The sequence below is a fragment of the Streptomyces termitum genome (genome assembly GCF_014650175.1).
Taxonomy (GTDB): domain Bacteria; phylum Actinomycetota; class Actinomycetes; order Streptomycetales; family Streptomycetaceae; genus Streptomyces; species Streptomyces termitum.
Window position 1 is genome coordinate 58484 of record NZ_BMUL01000012.1, and the last position, 18715, is coordinate 77198.

Below are 18715 nucleotides of genomic sequence, written 5' to 3' on the forward strand. Positions count from 1 at the left end.
TGACTGGCCGAATGCGCGGAAAAGCCGCGCCCCCACAGGCTAGAACCTGTGGGGGCGCGGCAGCCATTCCGGGTGCCTGTCAGGCGTCGGTGGAGGGGTCCTCGGGGGCGATGTCGATGCCCTTCGTGGTGTCCACCGGGGTGGCCGTGCCGTTGGCCGAGGAGCCGTTGGCGCTGTTGGTCAGGGCCAGCTCCTTCGGGGAGAGGACCGGCGGGCGGGTGGACGGGGTGCGGCGGGCCGATCCCGTCCAGGCCGGGCGGGCCGGGCGCTTGACGATGGGGGCGAAGATCTCGGCGATCTCCTCCTTGCCCAGGGTCTCCCGCTCCAGGAGCGCCAGGACCAGGTTGTCGAGGACATCGCGGTTCTCGACGAGGATCTCCCACGCCTCGTTGTGCGCGGTCTCGATGAGCTTCTTGACCTCTTCGTCGACCAGCGCGGCGACCTCTTCCGAGTAGTCGCGCTGGTGCGACATCTCACGGCCGAGGAAGGGCTCGGTGTTGTCGCCGCCGAACTTGATGGCGCCGAGCCGCTCGGTCATGCCGTACTGGGTGACCATCGCGCGGGCCGTGGCGGTGGCCTTCTCGATGTCGTTGGCGGCGCCGGTGGTCGGGTCGTGGAAGACCAGTTCCTCGGCCGCCCGGCCGCCCAGCATGTAGGCGAGCTGGTCGAGCATCTCGTTGCGGGTGGTGGAGTACTTGTCCTCGTCCGGGAGGACCATCGTGTAGCCCAGGGCACGGCCGCGGGACAGGATGGTGATCTTGTGGACGGGGTCCGCGTTCGGGGAGGCCGCCGCGACCAGGGCGTGGCCGCCCTCGTGGTACGCGGTGATCTTCTTCTCCTTGTCCGACATGATCCGGGTCCGCTTCTGCGGGCCCGCGACCACACGGTCGATCGCCTCGTCCAGCATGTGGTTGTCGATCAGCTTCTTGTCCGAGCGGGCGGTGAGCAGCGCCGCCTCGTTCAGGACGTTGGAGAGATCGGCACCGGTGAAGCCGGGGGTGCGGCGGGCGACGGCGGCGAGGTCGACGTCGGGGGCGACCGGCTTGCCCTTCTGGTGGACCTTGAGGATCTCCAGACGGCCCTGCATGTCGGGGCGGTCGACGGCGATCTGCCGGTCGAAGCGGCCCGGCCGCAGGAGGGCGGGGTCGAGGATGTCGGGGCGGTTGGTGGCGGCGATCAGGATGACGCCGCCCTTGACGTCGAAGCCGTCCATCTCGACCAGGAGCTGGTTGAGGGTCTGCTCGCGCTCGTCGTGGCCGCCGCCGAGGCCGGCGCCGCGGTGGCGGCCGACCGCGTCGATCTCGTCGACGAAGACGATGGCCGGGGCGTTGGCCTTGGCCTGCTCGAAGAGGTCGCGGACACGGCTGGCGCCGACGCCGACGAACATCTCGACGAAGTCGGAGCCGGAGATCGAGTAGAAGGGCACGCCGGCCTCGCCGGCGACGGCGCGCGCGAGGAGCGTCTTGCCGGTTCCGGGCGGGCCGTAGAGCAGGACGCCCTTGGGGATCTTGGCGCCGACGGCCTGGAACTTGGCGGGCTCCTGGAGGAACTCCTTGATCTCGTGGAGCTCCTCGACGGCCTCGTCCGAGCCGGCCACGTCGGCGAAGGTGGTCTTGGGGGTGTCCTTGGTGATGAGCTTCGCCTTGGACTTGCCGAAGTTCATGACCCGGCTGCCGCCGCCCTGCATCTGGTTCATCAGGAACAGGAAGACGACGACGATGAGGACGAAGGGGAGCAGTGAGAGCAGGATCGAGACGAAGGCGGACTGCTTCGTCGGGGAGATCGTGTAGCCCTTCTCGATCTGCCCGGCCTCGAACTTCTGCTGGAGCTTGTCGGCGAGGTCGGCGCCCTGGGTGCCGATGTAGCTCGCCTGGATCTTGCCGCTCTTGTCGATCTTGACGCCGTCGACGAGTTCGAGCTTGACCAGCTGCTCGTCACCGGTGGTGATCTTTGCCTGCTTGACCTGGTTCTTGTCGATCGCCTGGACCACCTGGCCGGTGTCCACCGTCTTGTAGCCCTCGGACGAGCCGACGACCTGCATCAGCACGACCACGGCGAGGACGGCCAGCACGATCCACATGACCGGACCACGGAAGTATCGCTTCACGTCCATCCATACGGAGCGAGAACGCCCCGTCCCTCCTGCCCGTAGGTAAATGCCGCTTGAGAGCCGCAGTATGAAAAAAGCTGTTCTTCGGAAGGTACCTCAGTACCGTCACCCGCGACCGCCTTCCCGTGGTTCAACGGAGCGAAGGCGGTGCGGGTTCCCCGGAACGGGGGCGGCGGTTCAGCCGCCGTAGACGTGCGGGGCGAGGGTGCCGACGAAGGGGAGGTTCCGGTACTTCTCCGCGTAGTCGAGGCCGTAGCCGACCACGAACTCGTTGGGGATGTCGAAGCCGATCCACTTGACGTCGATGGCGACCTTGGCGGCCTCGGGCTTGCGCAGCAGGGTGCAGACCTCCAGGGAGGCCGGCTCGCGCGAGCCGAGGTTCGACAGCAGCCAGGACAGCGTCAGACCGGAGTCGATGATGTCCTCGACGATCAGGACGTGCTTGCCCTTGATGTCGGTGTCGAGGTCCTTGAGGATGCGGACGACGCCCGAGGACTGGGTGCCGGCGCCGTAGGAGGAGACGGCCATCCAGTCCATGGTGACGGGGGTGGACAGCGCGCGCGCCAGGTCCGCCATCACCATCACGGCGCCCTTGAGGACTCCGACGATGAGCAGGTCCTTGCCCGCGTATTCCGCGTCGATCTCCGCGGCCAGCTCGGCCAGCTTGGCGTCGATCTCTTGCTTGGTGATGAGCACCGACTGGAGGTCGGTGCCCATGTCCTTCTCGTTCACCCGGGTCACTTTCGTTGCAGCGTGCGTCAGCCTTGCCGGATGACCAGTCTGCCACCCTGGCGGCGGGCTTCGACGCGTCCGGGCAGGTTGATGGCCCCTTGGCCGCGCCAGCCGGTGATGAGCCGGTCGAGTTCCTCGATGTGGCGGGCGAAGAGGGATCCGGCGGGAGCGCCCTCGGCGATGACGGCGCGGCGCAGGACGCGGCGGCGTACGGCGGGGGGCAGTCCGGAGAGCTTGTCGCACGCGAGGGCGCCGGCCTCGTCGCGCGCGGTGGTCTCGGCGTCGGCGGCCCAGGTGTCGAGGGCGTCGGCGTCGTCGCGGGAGAGCTGGGCCGTCCGGGCGAGGGCTTCGACGACGCCCTTGCCGAGGGCCTTCTCCAGGGCGGGGAGCCCCTCGTGGCGGAGCCGGGAGCGGGTGTAGGCGGGGTCGCTGTTGTGGGGGTCGTCCCAGACGGCGAGCTCCTGGGCGATGCACGCCGTGCGGACGGTCTGGCGGTCGAGCCGGAGGAAGGGGCGGCGGTAGCGGCCCCGGGCGCCGGAGACGGCGGCCATGCCGGAGAGGGAGCGGATGCCGGAGCCGCGGGCGAGGCCGAGGAGGACGGTCTCGGCCTGGTCGTCGCGGGTGTGGCCGAGGAGGATCGCGGTGGCGCCGTGGCGTTCGGCGGCGGCGTCGAGGGCGGCGTACCGGGCGTCGCGGGCGGCGGCCTCGGGGCCTCCTTCGCGGCCGACGGTGACGGCGACGGCCTCGACGGGGCCGAGGCCGAGGGCGGCCATGCGGTCGGCGACCTCGCCGGCGCGGCTGTCGGAGCCGTCCTGGAGGCCGTGGTCGACGGTGATGCCGCCGGCCCGGACGGGGAGTTTGCGGGCCTCGAAGGCGAGGGCGGAGGCGAGCGCCATGGAGTCGGCGCCGCCGGAGCAGGCGACGAGCACGAGGGGGTGCGCGTCGCGGGGTGCGGCGGGGTCGGCGGGGTGCTCGGTGAGGACGTCGTGGAGTACGCGGCGGACCGCCAGGCGTATCGCCGCGACCGCAGGATGGGGACCCATGATCGGTGCCCTTCGTGAATGGGGTGGGGTGCCTCGGTCGGAGTCTTAACGGTCGGAACGGGGCGTTTGGTCACTCAGAGTGTGTCGATGGTGACAGAAACGTGGCCCTTACCCGAGCATTGCACGCTCCACCCCCCGCTCAGGGTCCCTCGGACGGGTGATTGGTGGGCGGTCCGCGGCGTGTTCCGGCGCGTGGTGGTGGACCGGGGCCCCTTCCGTCCCGGGAGTGCCGGGAGTCCTCAGGAGTCCGTCCGGCGGTGGACGCGAGCGATCCAGTCGGCGGGGGCGGCGATCTCGCTCTTGGTGGGGAGGGTGTTGGGGGAGGTCCAGACGCGGTTGAAGCCGTCCATGCCGACCTGGTCGACGACGGCGCGGACGAAGCGCTCGCCGTCGCGGTACTGGCGGAGCTTGGCGTCGAGGCCGAGGAGCTTGCGCAGGGCGAGGTCGAGGCGGGAGGCGCCGCGGGCGCGGCGCTGCTGGAACTTCTCGCGGATCTCGGCGACGGAGGGGACGACCTGGGGGCCGACGCCGTCCATGACGAAGTCGGCGTGGCCTTCGAGGAGGGACATGACGGCGGTGAGGCGGCCGAGGATGTCGCGCTGCTCGGGGGTCTGGACGAGTTCGACGAGGGAGGGGGACGGGTCGCCCTCCTCGGCCTCGGGGCGGCCGCCGGCGAGGGCCTGGGCGGCTTCGCGGAGCCGTTCGAGGAAGGTGCCGGGGTCGACGTCGGTGGCGGCGAGGAATGCCTGGATCTCGCTCTGGAGGTGGTCGCGGAGCCAGGGGACGGCGGTGAACTGGGTGCGGTGGGTCTCCTCGTGGAGGCAGACCCAGAGCCGGAAGTCGTGCGGGGAGACGCCCAGTTCGCGTTCGACGTGGACGATGTTGGGGGCGACGAGGAGGAGCCGGCCGCCGCCCTCGGGGGCGCCGGGGAGGTCGCGGGTGACGGGGGCGAAGGTCTCGTACTGGCCGAGGATGCGGGAGGCCAGGAAGGAGAGCAGCATGCCGAGCTCGACTCCGGTGACCTTGCCGCCGACGGCGCCGAGGACCGCGCCGCCGGGGGTGCCGGAGCGGCGTTCCTGCATCTTGCCGAGGAGCGGGGTGAGGAGCTCGCGGAAGCCGGCGACGTTGGCCTTGATCCAGCCGGTGCGGTCGACGACGAGGACGGGCGTGTCGGTGTTCCCGTGGGCGCCGTCGGGGAGCATCCGGGTGTAGGCCCGGACGTGCTCCTCGGCGGCCTTGGCGTGCCGGCGGAGCTCGGCGACGACGGCGCGGGCCTCGTCGCGGCCGACGTCGGGGCCGGGGCGGACCAGCCTGGTCGCGGTCGCGACCGCGAGGTTCCAGTCGACCATTCCGGACGTGCCTGCACCACCGATGCTCGTCATGCGTCAACGGTACGGGCTCGGGGGCGGTTCGGGCCCGCTCCGTCGGCCGGAGCGGGGGGTCCGTTCCGGCCGGTCGGGGGGTTCACTTCTGGCCGGTGAGGGCGGCGGAGAGGCGGTCGAGGGCGGGCTGGGCCTCGGTGGGCGAGGGGGTGCGGCCGGCGAGGAAGGCGAAGGCGAGGAGGCGGCCGTCGGTGGTGGCGACGGTGCCGGCGAGGGTGTTGACGCCGGTGAGGGTGCCGGTCTTGGCGCGGACGAGTCCGGCGCCGGCGGGGGCCTGGCCGTAGCGGCCGGCGAGGGTGCCGGTGAAGCCGCCGACGGGGAGCCCGGTGAGCAGCGGCCGCAGCTCGGGGTGGGCGGGGTCGGCGGCGCGGGTGAGGAGGGCGGTGAGGAGGGCGGCGGAGACCCGGTCGCGGCGGTCGAGGCCGCTGCCGTCGGCGAAGCGGGCGCCGGTGACGGGGAGGCCGAGGCCGGCGAGTTCGTCGCGGACGGCGCGTTCGGCGCCCTGGAAGCTGGCGGGCCGCCGGCGGGCGAGGGCGGTCTGCCGGGCGAGGGCCTCGGCGAGGTCGTTGTCGCTGTGGGTGAGGGTGTGCTCGACGAGGTCGGCGAGGGGGGCGGAGCGGGTGCGGGCGAGGGGGGCGCCCTGGGGGGTGCGGCCGGGGGCGGGGTCGCCGGTGACCTTCACGCCGGCGGCGGTGAGGGCGCGGGCGAAGGCGGCGGCGGTGTCGCGGGCGGGGTCGGCGGAGCGGGGGGCGGGGCCGCTCGCGCTGTCGTCGAGCCGGCCCTCGCGGGTCATGAGGGCGGTGACGGGGGCGATGTTCTCGTTGGGGCCGATGGGGTGGAGGGCGGGGCCGGTGTAGCGGCCGGTGTCGTAGGCGAGGCGGACGGAGGCGCGGCCGCGGGCCTTGAGGGCGCGGGCGGTGTCGCCGGCGAGGGCGGTGAGGCGGGCGGGGTCGAGGGTGGGGTCGCCGCCGCCGGTGAGGGTGATCGCGGTGCCGTCGGGGGCGGCGGTGACGGTGGTGTCGATGCGGTGGTCGGGGCCGAGGGCGGAGAGCGCGGCGGCGGCGGTGGCGATCTTGACGGTGGAGGCGGGGGTCATCGGGGTGGTGGCGCCCGCCCCGTACAGCTGCTTCCCGGTGGCGGTGTCCACGACGGAGGCGGTCCGGGAGGGGCCGAGGCCGGGGTCGGCCAGCAGGGGGGCGAGGAGCCGGCCGAGGTCGGCGGGCGGGGTGCCGGCGGCGGTGCGGGCGGTGAGCGCGGTGAGGACGCCGGGGGCGCTGGGCGCGGGGGCGGGCACGGGGCGCTTCGGGGCGGCGGCGGGGGCGGGGTGACGCTCGCCACCCGTCAGGGGGGCGGCGGCGCGGGCCCGCTCGGCCGTACGCTGTCCCGCGTCCCAGGGGCCTGCCGCGGTGATCGCCGCGGCGGCGAGCGCCAGACCGAGCGCGGCGGAGCCCGCCGTGAGCTGCCAGACCCTCGGTTGCGGCATTGCTGACCAGCCCCTTTCGCGATCACGGACGCTCGTGAGGGACACTTAATCACCGCGCGTCGTCGCGAGCATTCACTTGTGTTGATTCAGGAGGAGCCACCCGTGGAGTTCGACGTTCTCATCGAGATCCCCAAGGGATCGCGGAACAAGTACGAGGTCGACCACGAGACCGGTCGCATCCGCCTGGACCGCCGTCTCTTCACGTCGACGGCCTACCCGACCGACTACGGCTACGTCGAGAACACCCTGGGCGAGGACGGCGACCCGCTGGACGCGCTGGTCATCCTCGACGAGCCGACCTTCCCGGGCTGTGTGATCAAGTGCCGCGCCGTCGGCATGTTCCGCATGACGGACGAGGCCGGCGGCGACGACAAGCTGCTGTGCGTCCCGGCGACGGACCCGCGCATGGAGCACCTGCGCGACATCCAGCACGTGCCGGAGTTCGACCGCCTGGAGATCCAGCACTTCTTCGAGGTCTACAAGGACCTGGAGCCGGGCAAGTCGGTCGAGGGCGCGGACTGGGTCGGCCGCGCGGAGGCCGAGGCGGAGATCGAGAAGTCGATCGCGCGCGCCAAGGAGCAGGGCGCTCACTGACCCCCGGGTCGTGACGTGCGGGAGGCGGTCGGCCCTTCGGGGCGGGCCGCCTTTCGCACGTCCGCGTTTCGCACGTCCGTCTGACGCCCATACTGGAATCCAGTGTTCCCTGATGTCGCGGGTGTGAGGCGGAGAGAGCGTGGCGGAGCCGGTGGGCCCCGATGAGGATGCGGAGGACCGCAAGCCGCTGTCGGACGAGGCGACCTCGGAGTTCGCCCTGCCGGAGGGGCTGCTTCCGGAGCCGCCGCCGGAGCCGGAGGGGTCGGCGTTCGCGCGGCCGGAGGGGCTGGTCCCGGAGCCGGAGGCGGAACCGGAGGGTTCGGCGTTCGCCCCGCCGTCGACGTACTCGGCGAAGGACTCGCCGACCGCCTTCACCCCGGCGTACGGGGTCCCGCTGGCCCGGCTGCCGCACAACGCGCCGTGGCAGGACCGGATGCGGACGATGCTGCGGCTGCCGGTCGGCGACCGGCCGGTGCCGGAGGCGCCGGCGGCGAAGGGCGAGACGGGGCCGTCGGTGCCGCGCGTGCTCGACCTGTCGCTCCGCATCGGCGAGCTGCTGCTCGCGGGCGGGGAGGGCGCGGAGGACGTCGAGGCGGCGATGTTCGCGATCTGCCGGTCGTACGGGCTCGACCGGTGCGAGCCGACGGTGACCTTCACGCTGCTGTCGGTCACGTACCAGCCGTCGCTGGTGGACGACCCGCTGACGGCGAACCGGACGGTGCGCCGCCGGGGCACCGACTACACCCGCCTTGCGGCGGTCTACCAGCTCCTCGCGGACATCAACGCGCCGGCGCACGAGGTGTCGCCGGAGGAGGCGTACCGGCGGCTCGCGGAGATCCGGCGCAACCGCCACCCGTACCCCGGCTGGGCGCTGACGGCGGCGGCGGGGCTGCTGGCGGGGGCGGCCTCGGTGCTGCTGGGCGGCGACACGACGGTCTTCTTCGTGGCGGCGCTGGGCGCGGTCCTTGGCGACCGACTGGCGTGGCTGTGCGCGGGGCGCGGGCTGCCGGAGTTCTACCAGTTCCTGGCGGCGGCGATGCCGCCGGCCGCGATGGGGGTGCTGCTGACGCTGCTGCACGCGGGGCTGCGGCCGTCGGCGGTGATCACCGGTGGCCTGTTCGCGCTGATCCCGGGGCGGGCGCTGGTGGCGGCCGTGCAGGACGGTCTGACCGGTTTCTACATCACGGCCTCGGCGCGGCTCCTGGAGGTCGCGTACTTCTTCGTGGCGATCGTGGTCGGCGTGCTGTCGGTGCTGTACGTGTCGGTGCAGTTCGGCGCCCAGCTGAACCCCGAGGGGGCGCTGCGGGCGGTGGAGCGGCCGGTGACGCAGACGGTCTCGTCGATGGTGCTGTGCGCGACCTTCGCGATCCTGCTCCAGCAGTCGCGGGCCACGGTGCTCTTCGCGACGCTGAACGGCGGGGTGGCCTGGGTGGTCTACGCGTCGATCGCGGTGACCGCGGAGGGGTCGGCGGTGATGGCGACGGCGGTGGCGGCCGGTCTGGTGGGCCTCTTCGGGCAGCTGATGGCCCGCTACCGGCACACGTCCTCGCTGCCGTACGTGACGGCGGCGATCGGGCCGCTGCTGCCGGGTTCGGCGACGTACTTCGGCGTGCTCGCGATCTCCCAGAACAACCTGGACCAGGGCTTCGCGTACCTGGCGAAGGCGGCGGCGCTGGCGCTGGCCATCGCGATCGGCGTGAACCTGGGGGGCGAGCTGGCCCGCCTCTTCATGCGGTCGCCGGGCACGGTCTCGGCCCGCAGCGCGGCGAAGCGGACCCGCGGCTTCTAGGGCGTGTCCGCGACACGCAGGAGCCCCCGCACCGGCCTGGTGCGGGGGCTCCTGCGTGTCGCGGTCCGCGTCAGCGCTGCCGGGGGTGGCCGTCGTCGCCGTACGGCGGGTTCTGGCCGTACGGGGGCTGCTGGCCGTACGAGGGCTGCTGGCCGTACTGCTGCGGCTGCGGGTCGTACTGCTGCTGCGGCTGCCCGTACGCGGGGTTCTGGGCGTCCTGCCGGCCGTACCCGCCCTGGGCGTGGTCGCCCTGCCCGCCGTAGCCCTGCCCGCCGTACGGGGGCTGCTGGCCGTAGCCCTGCTGCTGCCCGTAGCCCGCCTGCTGCCCCTCGTAGCCGCCCTGGCCGTAGCCGCCCTGGCCGCCGTACCCGCCGCCGTAGCCGTCCTGGTTGCCGTAGCCGGCCTGGCCGCCGTAGGCGCCGTTCTGTCCGTGCTGGTCGTTCCGGCCGGGGTGGCCGGGGTGGCCGCCCTGGTCGCCGTAGCCGCCCTGGCCGGCCGGCGGGGTGCCGTACCCGTCCTGGGAGCCGTACGCGGCGGGGGCGTCCTGTCCGGCGGGGGCCGCGGCCTCCGCCGGGGCCTGGGCCTCGGCCTTCTTCGCCTGGGAGCGGGCCCGGAGGACCTCGATCACGATCGGGACCACCGACAGCAGGACGATCCCGACGAGGATCATCTCGATGTGCTTGTGCACGAAGTCGATCTTGCCGAGGGAGGCGCCGAGCACCGTCACGCCCGCGCCCCACAGGACGCCGCCGACGATGTTGAAGATGATGAAGGAGCGGTAGTTCATCCGGCTGACGCCCGCGATGATCGGCGTGAAGGTGCGGATGATCGGCACGAAGCGGGCCAGGATGAGGGACTTCGGGCCGTGCTTCTCGAAGAACTCGTGGGCCTTCTCGACGTTCTCCTGCTTGAACAGCTTCGAGTCCGGACGGCGGAACAGCGCCGGGCCGACCTTGCGTCCGAAGAGGTAGCCCACCTGGTCGCCGATGATCGCCGCGGCGACGATCAGGGTGCAGACCAGCCACAGCGGAGTGTCGATCTTGCCGGTGGTGACCAGCAGGCCGGTGGTGAAGAGCAGCGCGTCACCGGGGAGGAAGAACCCGATGAGGAGGCCGGACTCGGCGAAGACGATGACGAGGACGCCGATCAGGCCGAAGGTCTGGATCAGATAGTCCGGATCCAGCCAGCTCGGTCCGAGGGCAAGGGTGTTCACGGGTACCGGGCTCCTGCGGTCGGGGGTGGGGCACGTCGGGGGGAGAGGCGGGGACGTGCCGTCGGCGCGCCCCAAGCTATCAACGCGGGGTGAACGCCCCCGGTTCCATCCGGCCCGCACGGGCCGCGCGCGGGATTCCCGCGCGCTCCTTAGGCTCGGTGGCACACGGTCCGACGAGCGCAGGAGGTGGATGCCGACATGGGCATCGAGGAGTACGGCGGCGGCCAGGGGCCGCACCCCGACGTGCTGGTGGTGACGACGAACGACGTGCCCGGCTACGAGGTGCGGCAGGTGATCGGCGAGGTCTTCGGCCTGACCGTCCGCTCCCGCCACCTGGGCAGTCAGATCGGCGCCGGTCTGAAGTCCATGATCGGCGGCGAGCTGAAGGGACTGACGAAGACCCTGGTGGAGACCCGGAACCAGGCGATGGAGCGGCTGGTCGAGCAGGCGCGGGCGCGCGGCGCGAACGCCGTGCTGATGTTCCGCTTCGACGTGACCGAGGCCGCGGACGTCGGCACGGAGGTCTGCGCGTACGGCACCGCCGTGGTGATCGCGCCGCGCGCCTGAGCCGTACGGCCGCGGACGCCGCCGCGGAGGCGTGCGCGCACGGCACCGCCGCCGTGCCCGCGCCGCGCGCCCGGGTCCCCACCGCCGGGCCCGGGGCCGGAATCCGTCCGGCCCCGGCCCCGGCGGGCCGCCCGGTTCCGGCCAGGCGTCCGCCCCGGCGGGGCCTCCCGGTTCCCGCCGGGCCGGCGGGGTGTGGCGTGCGTCCGGGTTCATCGGCCTTTCGAGATGTTGTAGGCGATTTGCCCACTTATGGTGGGGCGGTGGCCACCGATCACGACGCGACCGCCCCCGCCGATGCCCCGGTACGGCTCCTGCTCCCGCAGATCCTGCCCGCCCTCGTGGTGGGCGTCGGATCGGCCCTCCTCTTCCTCGGCATCAGCAAGATCGCCGAGGAGCTCCAGGGGGTGCTCTGGGAGACCCTCCCCGACGCCCTGGACATCGGCGCCTACTCCTCGCTGTGGATGATCACCGTCCTCACCGCCACCGGCGTCGCGGTCGGCCTCGTCGTCTGGAAGGTGTACGGACACGCCGGGCCCGACCCCGCCTCCGAGGGGCTCGGCGGGCCGCCGATGGCCCCCGGCGTGGTGCCGGGCCTGCTGCTCGCCAGCACCCTCGCGCTGGCCGGCGGCGTCAGCCTCGGCCCCGAGCAGCCGACCATCGCCTCCGCGATCGCCCTCGCCGCCTGGCTGGGCCTGCGGGCCGCGCCGAACGTCCCCGGCGCCTTCTGGGTCTCGCTCGCCGTCGCGGGCACCTTCGGCGCCCTCTTCGGCACCCCCGTCGCCGCCGCCCTCGTCCTCTCCGAGGCGCTCACCGGGCAGCCCGGCCCCGGCTCCCTGTGGGACCGCCTCTTCGCCCCGCTCGTCGCCGCCGGCGCGGGCGCCATGACCACCCAGCTGGTCTCCTCCCCCAGCTTCGCCATGGGCCTGCCGCCGCTGACCGACCCCGGCTGGCAGGACCTCCTCGCCGCCCTCGTGATCGCCCCCCTCGGCGCCCTCTTCGGCCTCCTCGGCTGCTACGCCTTCCCGCACCTCCACCGGGCCTTCGGACGGCTGCGGCACCCCATGGCGATGCTGCCGCTCGGCGGCCTGGTCCTCGGCCTGCTGGGCGCCCTCGGCGGCCACCTGACCCTCTTCAAGGGCCTGCACGAGACGAAGGAGCTGGTCGGCTCCATCGGGTCCTTCTCCTCCGGCGAGCTGGCCCGGCTGGCCGTCGTGAAGCTGGTCGCCCTGCTGGTCGCCGGCGCCTGCGGCTTCCGCGGCGGCCGGGTCTTCCCCGCGGTCTTCATCGGCGCCGCCTTCGGGCTGATCGCCCAGGCGCTCGTCCCGGAGGTCCATCCGGCGGTCGCCGTCTCCGCCGCGGTCCTCGGCGTCCTGATGGCGACCACCCGGCAGGGCTGGGTGAGCCTCTTCATCGCCGCCGTCCTCGCCGCCTCGCCCGCCATGCTCACCCTGCTCTGCCTGGCCTCCCTGCCCGCCTGGCTGGTCGTCACCGGCCGTCCGCAGCTCGAACTCGACCACCGGGGCGAGGCCCTCCGCTGACCCCTCGCACCCCGGTACGCCCCCGACACCGCGCGCCCCGGCGCGCCCCGCCCCCGAGGAGCACCCCATGGCCCCCCTCCACAAGGGACCCGACGCCGCCGACTCCGAGTCCTTCCGCCGGCTCGCCCTCAATCCCTTCTACGGGGAGGCCGACCCGGTCGGCGGCATGACCGAGGCCCCGCCCCGGCACCGGCTGCCGGACGGCCCGCTGCCGCCCGCCAGCGCCTACCAGCTCGTCCACGACGAGCTGATGCTCGACGGGAACTCGCGGCTCAACCTGGCGACCTTCGTCACCACCTGGATGGAGCCCCAGGCCGGCGTGCTGATGGCCGAGTGCAGCGACAAGAACATGATCGACAAGGACGAGTACCCGCGCACCGCCGAGCTGGAGCGCCGCTGCGTCGCCATGCTCGCCGACCTGTGGCACGCGCCCGACCCGGCCGCCGCCGTCGGCTGCTCCACCACCGGCTCCAGCGAGGCGTGCATGCTCGCCGGGATGGCCCTCAAGCGGCGCTGGGCCAAGCGGAACGCCGACCGGTACCCGGCCGCCGCCCGGCCCAACCTGATCATGGGCGTCAACGTGCAGGTCTGCTGGGAGAAGTTCTGCGACTTCTGGGAGGTCGAGCCCCGCCTCGTCCCCATGGAGGGCGACCGCTACCACCTGGACGCCGCCTCCGCCGCGGCGCTCTGCGACGAGAACACCATCGGCGTGGTCGCCGTCCTCGGCTCCACCTTCGACGGCTCCTACGAGCCCGTCGCCGAGATCTGCGCCGCCCTCGACGAGCTCCGGGACCGCACCGGCCTCGACGTACCCGTCCACGTCGACGGCGCCTCCGGCGGCATGGTCGCCCCCTTCCTCGACGAGGACCTCGTCTGGGACTTCCGCCTCCCCCGCGTCTCCTCCATCAACACCTCCGGCCACAAGTACGGCCTGGTCTACCCCGGCGTCGGCTGGGCCCTGTGGCGGAGCACCGAGGAGCTCCCCGAGGAGCTCGTCTTCCGGGTCAACTACCTCGGCGGCGACATGCCGACCTTCGCCCTCAACTTCTCCCGTCCCGGCGCCCAGGTCGTCGCGCAGTACTACACCTTCCTCCGGCTGGGCCGGGAGGGCTACCGGGCCGTCCAGCAGACCAGCCGGGACGTCGCCCGGGGGCTCGCCGAACGCATCGAGGCCATGGGCGACTTCCGGCTCCTGACCCGCGGCGACCAGCTGCCCGTCTTCGCCTTCACCACCGCGCCCGACGTCACCGCCTACGACGTCTTCGACGTGTCCCGCAGGCTGCGCGAGCGCGGCTGGCTCGTCCCCGCCTACACCTTCCCCGCCCACCGCGAGGACCTCTCCGTGCTGCGGATCGTCTGCCGCAACGGCTTCTCCGCCGACCTCGCCGGGCTCCTCGTCGAGGACCTGAACCGGCTGCTGCCCGAACTGCGCCGCCAGCCGCGCCCCTTCACCCACGACAAGGACGCGGCGACCTCCTTCCACCACTAGCGCGGTGCTACGCCCCGAGCCGGCGGAACCTGCGTACGGCCAGGGGGAAGAACAGGGCGAGGAGCGCCAGCGGCCACAGGACCGCCGCCGTCACCCAGCCCGGCTCGCCGCCCGGATTGCCGAACAGCTCCCGGACCGCCGTGGCCGTCGCCGACATCGGGTTCCACTCGACGGCCGCGCCCAGCCAGCCGGGCATGGAGTCCGGCGACGCGAAGGCGTTGGAGAGGAAGCCGAAGGGCCAGACCAGGATCTGCACGCTCTGCACCAGCTCCGGCCGGCCCGCCACCAGGGCCAGGAAGATCCCGGCCCAGAGCATCGCGAAGCGCAGCAGCAGGAGCAGGCCCAGGGCCCCGGCGAAGGCGGCGGGCCCGCCGTGGGCGCGCCAGCCCATCGCGTACCCGACGCCGGTCATCACCAGGAGTCCGGCGGCCGACTGGAGCATGTCGGCGGCGGCCCGGCCGACGAGGACCGCCCCGTCGGTCATCGGCATGGACCGGAAGCGGTCCACGACGCCCTTGTCGAGGTCGCGGGTGACCGCCGTCATGGTGCCCTCCAGGCCGAAGACCATGGTGAGGGTGAGCATGCCGGGCACCAGGAAGTCGACGTAGTCGCCCGGGACGGTACGGCCGCCGCCGACCAGGTAGCCGAACATCACCAGCATCATCACCGGGAAGACCAGGCCGACGGCCACCTGCACCGGCTGCCGCGCCCAGTGGGCGAGTTCGCGCCGGGTCATGGTCCAGCAGTCGGAGACCGCGTACGCCGCGCTCATGCCGCCGCCTCCTCGCCGCGCCGGGCGTCCGCGCCGGTCAGCCGCAGGAACGCCTCGTCCAGGGTGGGGCGCCGCAGCGCCACGTCCTCGGCCTCGATCCCGGCCGCCTCCAGGGCCCGCACGGTCTCGGCGAGCGCCGCCATCCGGTCCCGTACGGGGGCGCTGACCAGCCGCCGGTCCCGGTCGACGGCCGTCTCGCCGGGGGCGAAGGGCAGCACCCGCACCGCCTCGTCGAGGCGGTCGGCGTCCCGGACGACGACGTCGATCCGGTCCCGCCCGGCCCGGGTCTTGAGCTCGCCGGGGGTGCCCTCGGCGACCACCCGGCCGCCGTCGACCACCGAGATCCGGTCGGCGAGCCGGTCCGCCTCCTCCAGGTACTGGGTGGTGAGCAGGACCGTCGTGCCGCCGTCGACGAGGGAGCGCACGGACTCCCAGACCTCGCCCCGGCCGCGCGGGTCGAGGCCGGTGGTGGGCTCGTCCAGGAACAGCACCTCGGGCTCGGTGAGGAGCGAGGCGGCGAGGTCGAGCCGGCGGCGCATGCCGCCGCTGTAGCGGGCGGCGGGGGTGCGGCCGGTGCCGGCGAGCCCGAAGCGCTCCAGGAGTTCGTCGGCGCGGGCGCGGGCGCCGCGCGCGCCGAGGTGGAAGAGGCGGCCGAACATCTCCAGGTTCTGCCGGCCGCTGAGCGCCTCGTCGAGCGCGGCGTGCTGGCCGAGCAGGCCGATCCGGCGGCGGACCCGCGCGGCCTCCTCGCGCACGTCGTGCCCGGCGACCCGCACCAGGCCCCCGTCATACCGCAGCAGGGTGGCCAGCACCCGTACGGCCGTGGTCTTGCCCGCCCCGTTGGGGCCGAGCAGGCCGTGGACCGTGCCGCGCCGCACGGCCAGGTCCAGTCCGGCCAGGGCCCGTTTCTCCCCGTACCGCTTGTGCACGTCCTCCATGAGGATCGCCTCGCCGCCCTCGGTCATCCGTTTCCTCCCGCTTCCTCGCTAGTCAAATTTGACCAGCGGTCCGGCGGGGAGGGTATGCCCCTCGCACGGGCTAGTCAAACTTGATTAATCCTTGTCCTCCGGCGCGCCGGCCCCGTCCGCCGGTGCTCCGCCGGCCCCACCCTCCGGTGCTCCGCCGGCCCCGCCTTCCGGCCTGCCGCCGTCACCGGTCGCGTACGGGTTCTCCTGGCCCTCCGCCAGGACGCCCACGAAGGGCTCACCCTCCCCCGCGAAGGTGTACGCCCCGCCCTCGATCCGCTCGATCAGGCCGAGCGTCCACTCCCGGCCCGCGTCCGCCGAGTGCACCCACAGGTGCATGATCTCGCCGATGTGCCCGAGCTGCCCGGGGCCGCCCTCCGGCGTGTAGTAGCCCGTCACCGCCGCCCGCCAGGCGTCCAGGCCCCGCAGCCGCTCCCGGAGCAGCTCCACCGCCTCCGCCCTCGGCAGGTCCACGACGAAGCCGATCGCCGCCGACAGGACGTCCGTCTGCTGGTCGTAGGTGGAGAGCGCCTCGCGCAGCAGCCGCAGGTACTCCGCCCGGCCCGCCCCGGTGATCTCGTACTCGACCCGGGGCGGGCCGCCGGCCGTGCTCGGCGCGCTCTCGTCGGCGCGCAGCAGCCCCTGCTTCGCCATCTGTTTGAGCGCGTGGTAGATCGAGCCGGGCTTGGCGTTGGACCACTCGTGCGCGCCCCAGTACTCCAGGTCGTTGCGGACCTGGTAGCCGTGGGCGCGGCCGTGCTGCTTCACCGCGCCCAGGACGAGCAGGCGGATCGCCGACATCCCACGTACCTCCCTGATCGGTTCCGACCAGGGTAGGCGGGCTCAGCCCGCGCGCTCCATGGCGATCAGCTCGAAGGAGGTGCGGCCGTCGAGGGATTCGCGGATCACGTCGGCGTGGCCCGCGTGCCGGCCCATCTCCTGCACCAGGTGGAGCAGCATCCAGCGGACCGAGACCCGCCCGTCCGCCGGGAACCACGGGGCGGGCGGCAGCGGGAAGACGGCGTCCAGGTCGGGGACCGTACGGACGAACTCCTCGGTCTCCTCGGCGACGCCGTCCCAGAAGGCGAGGACGTCGGCGATCGTCTCCCCGTCGACGAGCCGGAAGGCGTCGTTCCAGGTCTCCTCGTTCCGCTGCCTCTCGTTCTCCCTCTCCTGGGCGAGCCGCAGCCAGTTCAGCTCGGTCTCCGCGACGTGCTTGACCAGGCCGGAGAGGCTCAGCCCGCTCGCGCTGGGGCGGCTCGCCGCCTGCTCCTCGGTGAGGCCGAGGAGCGAGCGGCGGAGCGCCTCGCGCTGCGTGGTGATGAAGTTGAGGAACGCGCCGCGCTCGTCCCCGGGAGTCTCCGGGGGAACCAGAGCCACCATGATGTCCGCCTTCCGTCCGTCGTGCTCGGTGCGGTTCCCACCCTAGGAACGAAAGAGGACAGCTGACGTCCTAAAGCCGCCTGAAGCCGCTCGGAGTCGCCCGGCGTCGCCCGGCGTCGCCCTAGAAGGGGAAGCGGCTGCGGCCGTGCTGGATCGAGATCCACTTCTGGGTGGTGAACGCCTCGACCATCGCGTCGCCGTTGAGCCGCCCGATGCCGGAGTGCTTCTCGCCGCCGAAGGGGACGATCGGCTCGTCGTGCACGGTGCCGTCGTTGATGTGGATCATGCCGGTGTGGACGCGCTTCGCGACCCGCACGCCGCGCTCGACGTCGGCGGTGTGGACGGCGCCGCTGAGCCCGTACGGCGTGTCGTTGGCGATCCGCACCGCGTCGTCCTCGCCGTCGAAGGGGAGGATCAGGGCCACCGGGCCGAAGATCTCCTGGGAGAGGACGGCCGCGTCGGCGGGGACGCCGGTGAGGACCGACGGGGAGACCAGGTTGCCGTCGACGGTGCCGCGCAGCAGGGCGGTCGCGCCGGCCGCGAGGGTCTGCTCGACGGCGCCGTCGACCGACTCGGCCTGCTGGGAGTTGATGAGCGGGCCGATGTGGGTGGCCGGGTCGGCCGGGTCGCCGACCCGCAGCGTCCGCACCTTCGCCACGAACTTCTCGGTGAACTCGGCCTCGACCCGCCGGTCGACCAGGATCCGGTTGGCGGCCATGCAGACCTGGCCCTGGTGGACGAAGCGGCTGAAGACGGCGGCGTCGACGGCGTAGTCGAGGTCGGCGTCGTCGAGGACGATCAGGGCGCTGTTGCCGCCGAGTTCGAGGACGGCGTGCTTGAAGTTCTGGGCGCAGACCGTGGCCACGTGGCGGCCGACCTTGTCGGAGCCGGTGAAGGAGATGACCTTCGGCACCGGGTGGGTGAGGAGGGCGTCGCCGATCTCGGCGATGTCGGTGACGACGACGTTGAGCAGCCCGGCGGGCAGCCCCGCCTCCTCCATGATCTTCGCGACCAGGGTGCCGCCGCAGACCGGCGTGTTCTGGTGCGGCTTGAGGACGACGGCGTTGCCGAGCGCAAGGGCCGGGGCGACCGACTTGAGGGAGAGCAGGAAGGGGAAGTTGAAGGGGGAGATGACGCCGACGACGCCGACCGGGAGGCGGTAGACGCGGTTCTCCTTGCCGTCCACCGGGGAGGGCAGGATGCGGCCCTCGGGGCGCAGCGCCAGGTGGACCGACTCGCGCAGGAACTCCTTGGCGAGGTGCAGTTCGAAGGCAGCCTTGAGGCGGGTGCCGCCGAGTTCGGCGACGATCGTCTCGGCTATCTCCTCCTCGCGGTCCTCGACGATCCGCAGCGCGCGCTCCAGGACGAGCCGGCGGGCGTACGGGTTGGTCTCGGCCCAGGCGGTCTGGGCGCGCTCGGCGGCCCGGTAGGCGAGGTCGACCTCGCCGGCGGTGGCGACGGTGATGGAGGCGAGCTTCTCCCCGGTGTAGGGGTTGAAGTCGATGATGTCCCAGGACCCGCTGCCCGGCTTCCACTCGCCGTCGATGAACTGGTGGGCCAGGTCGGTGAAGTGCGAGTGCGGCATGCTGCGAGACCCCTCTGCGCGCGGCCGGACGGCCGGGCCCGCTGGCCCGGTCTCCGGGGCTACTGATGAG

16 protein-coding genes are annotated in these 18715 nt (G+C 73.1%); 5 read left to right on the forward strand and 11 right to left on the reverse strand.

The features are described 5' to 3' along the window. Positions 1-79 precede the first annotated feature (79 nt). The 5 genes from ftsH to dacB form a co-directional block, all read right to left on the reverse strand. Complete coding sequence (ftsH, locus tag IE219_RS22175; protein WP_189980178.1) at positions 80-2113, reverse strand: ATP-dependent zinc metalloprotease FtsH; 2034 nt, start codon at positions 2111-2113, stop codon at positions 80-82. A gap of 174 nt (positions 2114-2287) precedes the next feature. Then, complete coding sequence (gene hpt / locus IE219_RS22180) at positions 2288-2827, reverse strand: hypoxanthine phosphoribosyltransferase (RefSeq protein ID WP_189980525.1); 540 nt, start codon at positions 2825-2827, stop codon at positions 2288-2290. Positions 2828-2868: 41 nt separating this feature from the next. Continuing rightward, positions 2869-3885 carry a tRNA lysidine(34) synthetase TilS gene (gene tilS / locus IE219_RS22185; protein WP_189980187.1) on the reverse strand — a complete coding sequence of 339 codons (1017 nt, stop codon included), beginning with the start codon at positions 3883-3885 and terminating at the stop codon, positions 2869-2871. 239 nt (positions 3886-4124) lie between these two features. Then, entirely contained in the window at positions 4125-5267 is a 1143-nt protein-coding gene (locus IE219_RS22190; RefSeq protein ID WP_189980189.1) for an Rv3626c family coenzyme F420 biosynthesis-associated protein, read from the reverse strand. 82 nt (positions 5268-5349) lie between these two features. Beyond that, on the reverse strand, positions 5350-6750 hold the full coding sequence (dacB, locus tag IE219_RS22195; protein ID WP_189980191.1) for a D-alanyl-D-alanine carboxypeptidase/D-alanyl-D-alanine endopeptidase: 1401 nt from the start codon (positions 6748-6750) through the stop codon (positions 5350-5352). Positions 6751-6852: 102 nt separating this feature from the next. On the opposite strand from dacB, the gene IE219_RS22200 reads away from it, so the two are divergent. Together IE219_RS22200 and IE219_RS22205 are read left to right on the forward strand one after the other, a co-directional pair. After that, positions 6853-7344 carry an inorganic diphosphatase gene (locus IE219_RS22200; RefSeq protein ID WP_189980193.1) on the forward strand — a complete coding sequence of 164 codons (492 nt, stop codon included), beginning with the start codon at positions 6853-6855 and terminating at the stop codon, positions 7342-7344. Positions 7345-7483: 139 nt separating this feature from the next. Further along, positions 7484-9133 (forward strand): threonine/serine exporter family protein, encoded by a 1650-nt coding sequence (locus IE219_RS22205; protein ID WP_189980194.1) that lies wholly within the window; start codon positions 7484-7486, stop codon positions 9131-9133. Between the two features lie 70 nt (positions 9134-9203). On the opposite strand, the gene IE219_RS22210 is transcribed toward IE219_RS22205, so the two are convergent. Beyond that, entirely contained in the window at positions 9204-10346 is a 1143-nt protein-coding gene (locus IE219_RS22210; protein ID WP_189980196.1) for a DedA family protein, read from the reverse strand. 198 nt (positions 10347-10544) lie between these two features. Between IE219_RS22210 and IE219_RS22215 the strand changes: the two genes are divergently transcribed. The 3 genes from IE219_RS22215 (at position 10545) to gad (ending at position 13940) form a co-directional block, all read left to right on the forward strand. Beyond that, entirely contained in the window at positions 10545-10913 is a 369-nt protein-coding gene (locus IE219_RS22215) for a YbjQ family protein (RefSeq protein WP_189980198.1), read from the forward strand. A 260-nt stretch (positions 10914-11173) separates the two neighbouring features. Then, complete coding sequence (locus tag IE219_RS22220; RefSeq protein ID WP_189980200.1) at positions 11174-12451, forward strand: ion channel protein; 1278 nt, start codon at positions 11174-11176, stop codon at positions 12449-12451. Positions 12452-12518: 67 nt separating this feature from the next. Then, positions 12519-13940, forward strand: coding sequence for a glutamate decarboxylase (gad, locus tag IE219_RS22225; protein WP_189980202.1), 1422 nt, complete (start codon positions 12519-12521; stop codon positions 13938-13940). A 7-nt stretch (positions 13941-13947) separates the two neighbouring features. Here gad and IE219_RS22230 read toward each other — a convergent pair whose 3' ends face one another. From IE219_RS22230 to IE219_RS22250, 5 genes are all read right to left on the reverse strand, one after another. Beyond that, complete coding sequence (locus tag IE219_RS22230; RefSeq protein WP_189980205.1) at positions 13948-14712, reverse strand: ABC transporter permease; 765 nt, start codon at positions 14710-14712, stop codon at positions 13948-13950. Beyond that, entirely contained in the window at positions 14709-15677 is a 969-nt protein-coding gene (locus tag IE219_RS22235; protein ID WP_189980213.1) for an ATP-binding cassette domain-containing protein, read from the reverse strand. Before IE219_RS22235 ends, IE219_RS22230 begins: the two co-directional genes overlap by 4 nt. 87 nt (positions 15678-15764) lie before the next feature. Continuing rightward, on the reverse strand, positions 15765-16478 hold the full coding sequence (locus tag IE219_RS22240) for a PadR family transcriptional regulator (protein ID WP_189980215.1): 714 nt from the start codon (positions 16476-16478) through the stop codon (positions 15765-15767). A 42-nt stretch (positions 16479-16520) separates the two neighbouring features. Next, on the reverse strand, positions 16521-17060 hold the full coding sequence (locus IE219_RS22245; protein WP_189980217.1) for a DinB family protein: 540 nt from the start codon (positions 17058-17060) through the stop codon (positions 16521-16523). 121 nt (positions 17061-17181) lie between these two features. Further along, positions 17182-18645 carry an aldehyde dehydrogenase family protein gene (locus IE219_RS22250; protein ID WP_189980219.1) on the reverse strand — a complete coding sequence of 488 codons (1464 nt, stop codon included), beginning with the start codon at positions 18643-18645 and terminating at the stop codon, positions 17182-17184. Positions 18646-18715 lie beyond the last annotated feature (70 nt).

What these genes read in the sequence shown, in the direction of transcription:
- ftsH (WP_189980178.1), bottom strand. Translation starts at nt 2,113, where the DNA reads ATGGACGTGAAGCGATACTTCCGTGGTCCGGTCATGTGGATCGTGCTG.
- hpt (WP_189980525.1), bottom strand. Translation starts at nt 2,827, where the DNA reads ATGGGCACCGACCTCCAGTCGGTGCTCATCACCAAGCAAGAGATCGAC.
- tilS (WP_189980187.1), bottom strand. Translation starts at nt 3,885, where the DNA reads ATGGGTCCCCATCCTGCGGTCGCGGCGATACGCCTGGCGGTCCGCCGC.
- IE219_RS22190 (WP_189980189.1), bottom strand. Translation starts at nt 5,267, where the DNA reads ATGACGAGCATCGGTGGTGCAGGCACGTCCGGAATGGTCGACTGGAAC.
- dacB (WP_189980191.1), bottom strand. Translation starts at nt 6,750, where the DNA reads ATGCCGCAACCGAGGGTCTGGCAGCTCACGGCGGGCTCCGCCGCGCTC.
- IE219_RS22215 (WP_189980198.1), top strand. Translation starts at nt 10,545, where the DNA reads ATGGGCATCGAGGAGTACGGCGGCGGCCAGGGGCCGCACCCCGACGTG.
- gad (WP_189980202.1), top strand. Translation starts at nt 12,519, where the DNA reads ATGGCCCCCCTCCACAAGGGACCCGACGCCGCCGACTCCGAGTCCTTC.
- IE219_RS22230 (WP_189980205.1), bottom strand. Translation starts at nt 14,712, where the DNA reads ATGAGCGCGGCGTACGCGGTCTCCGACTGCTGGACCATGACCCGGCGC.
- IE219_RS22235 (WP_189980213.1), bottom strand. Translation starts at nt 15,677, where the DNA reads ATGACCGAGGGCGGCGAGGCGATCCTCATGGAGGACGTGCACAAGCGG.
- IE219_RS22240 (WP_189980215.1), bottom strand. Translation starts at nt 16,478, where the DNA reads ATGTCGGCGATCCGCCTGCTCGTCCTGGGCGCGGTGAAGCAGCACGGC.
- IE219_RS22245 (WP_189980217.1), bottom strand. Translation starts at nt 17,060, where the DNA reads ATGGTGGCTCTGGTTCCCCCGGAGACTCCCGGGGACGAGCGCGGCGCG.
- IE219_RS22250 (WP_189980219.1), bottom strand. Translation starts at nt 18,645, where the DNA reads ATGCCGCACTCGCACTTCACCGACCTGGCCCACCAGTTCATCGACGGC.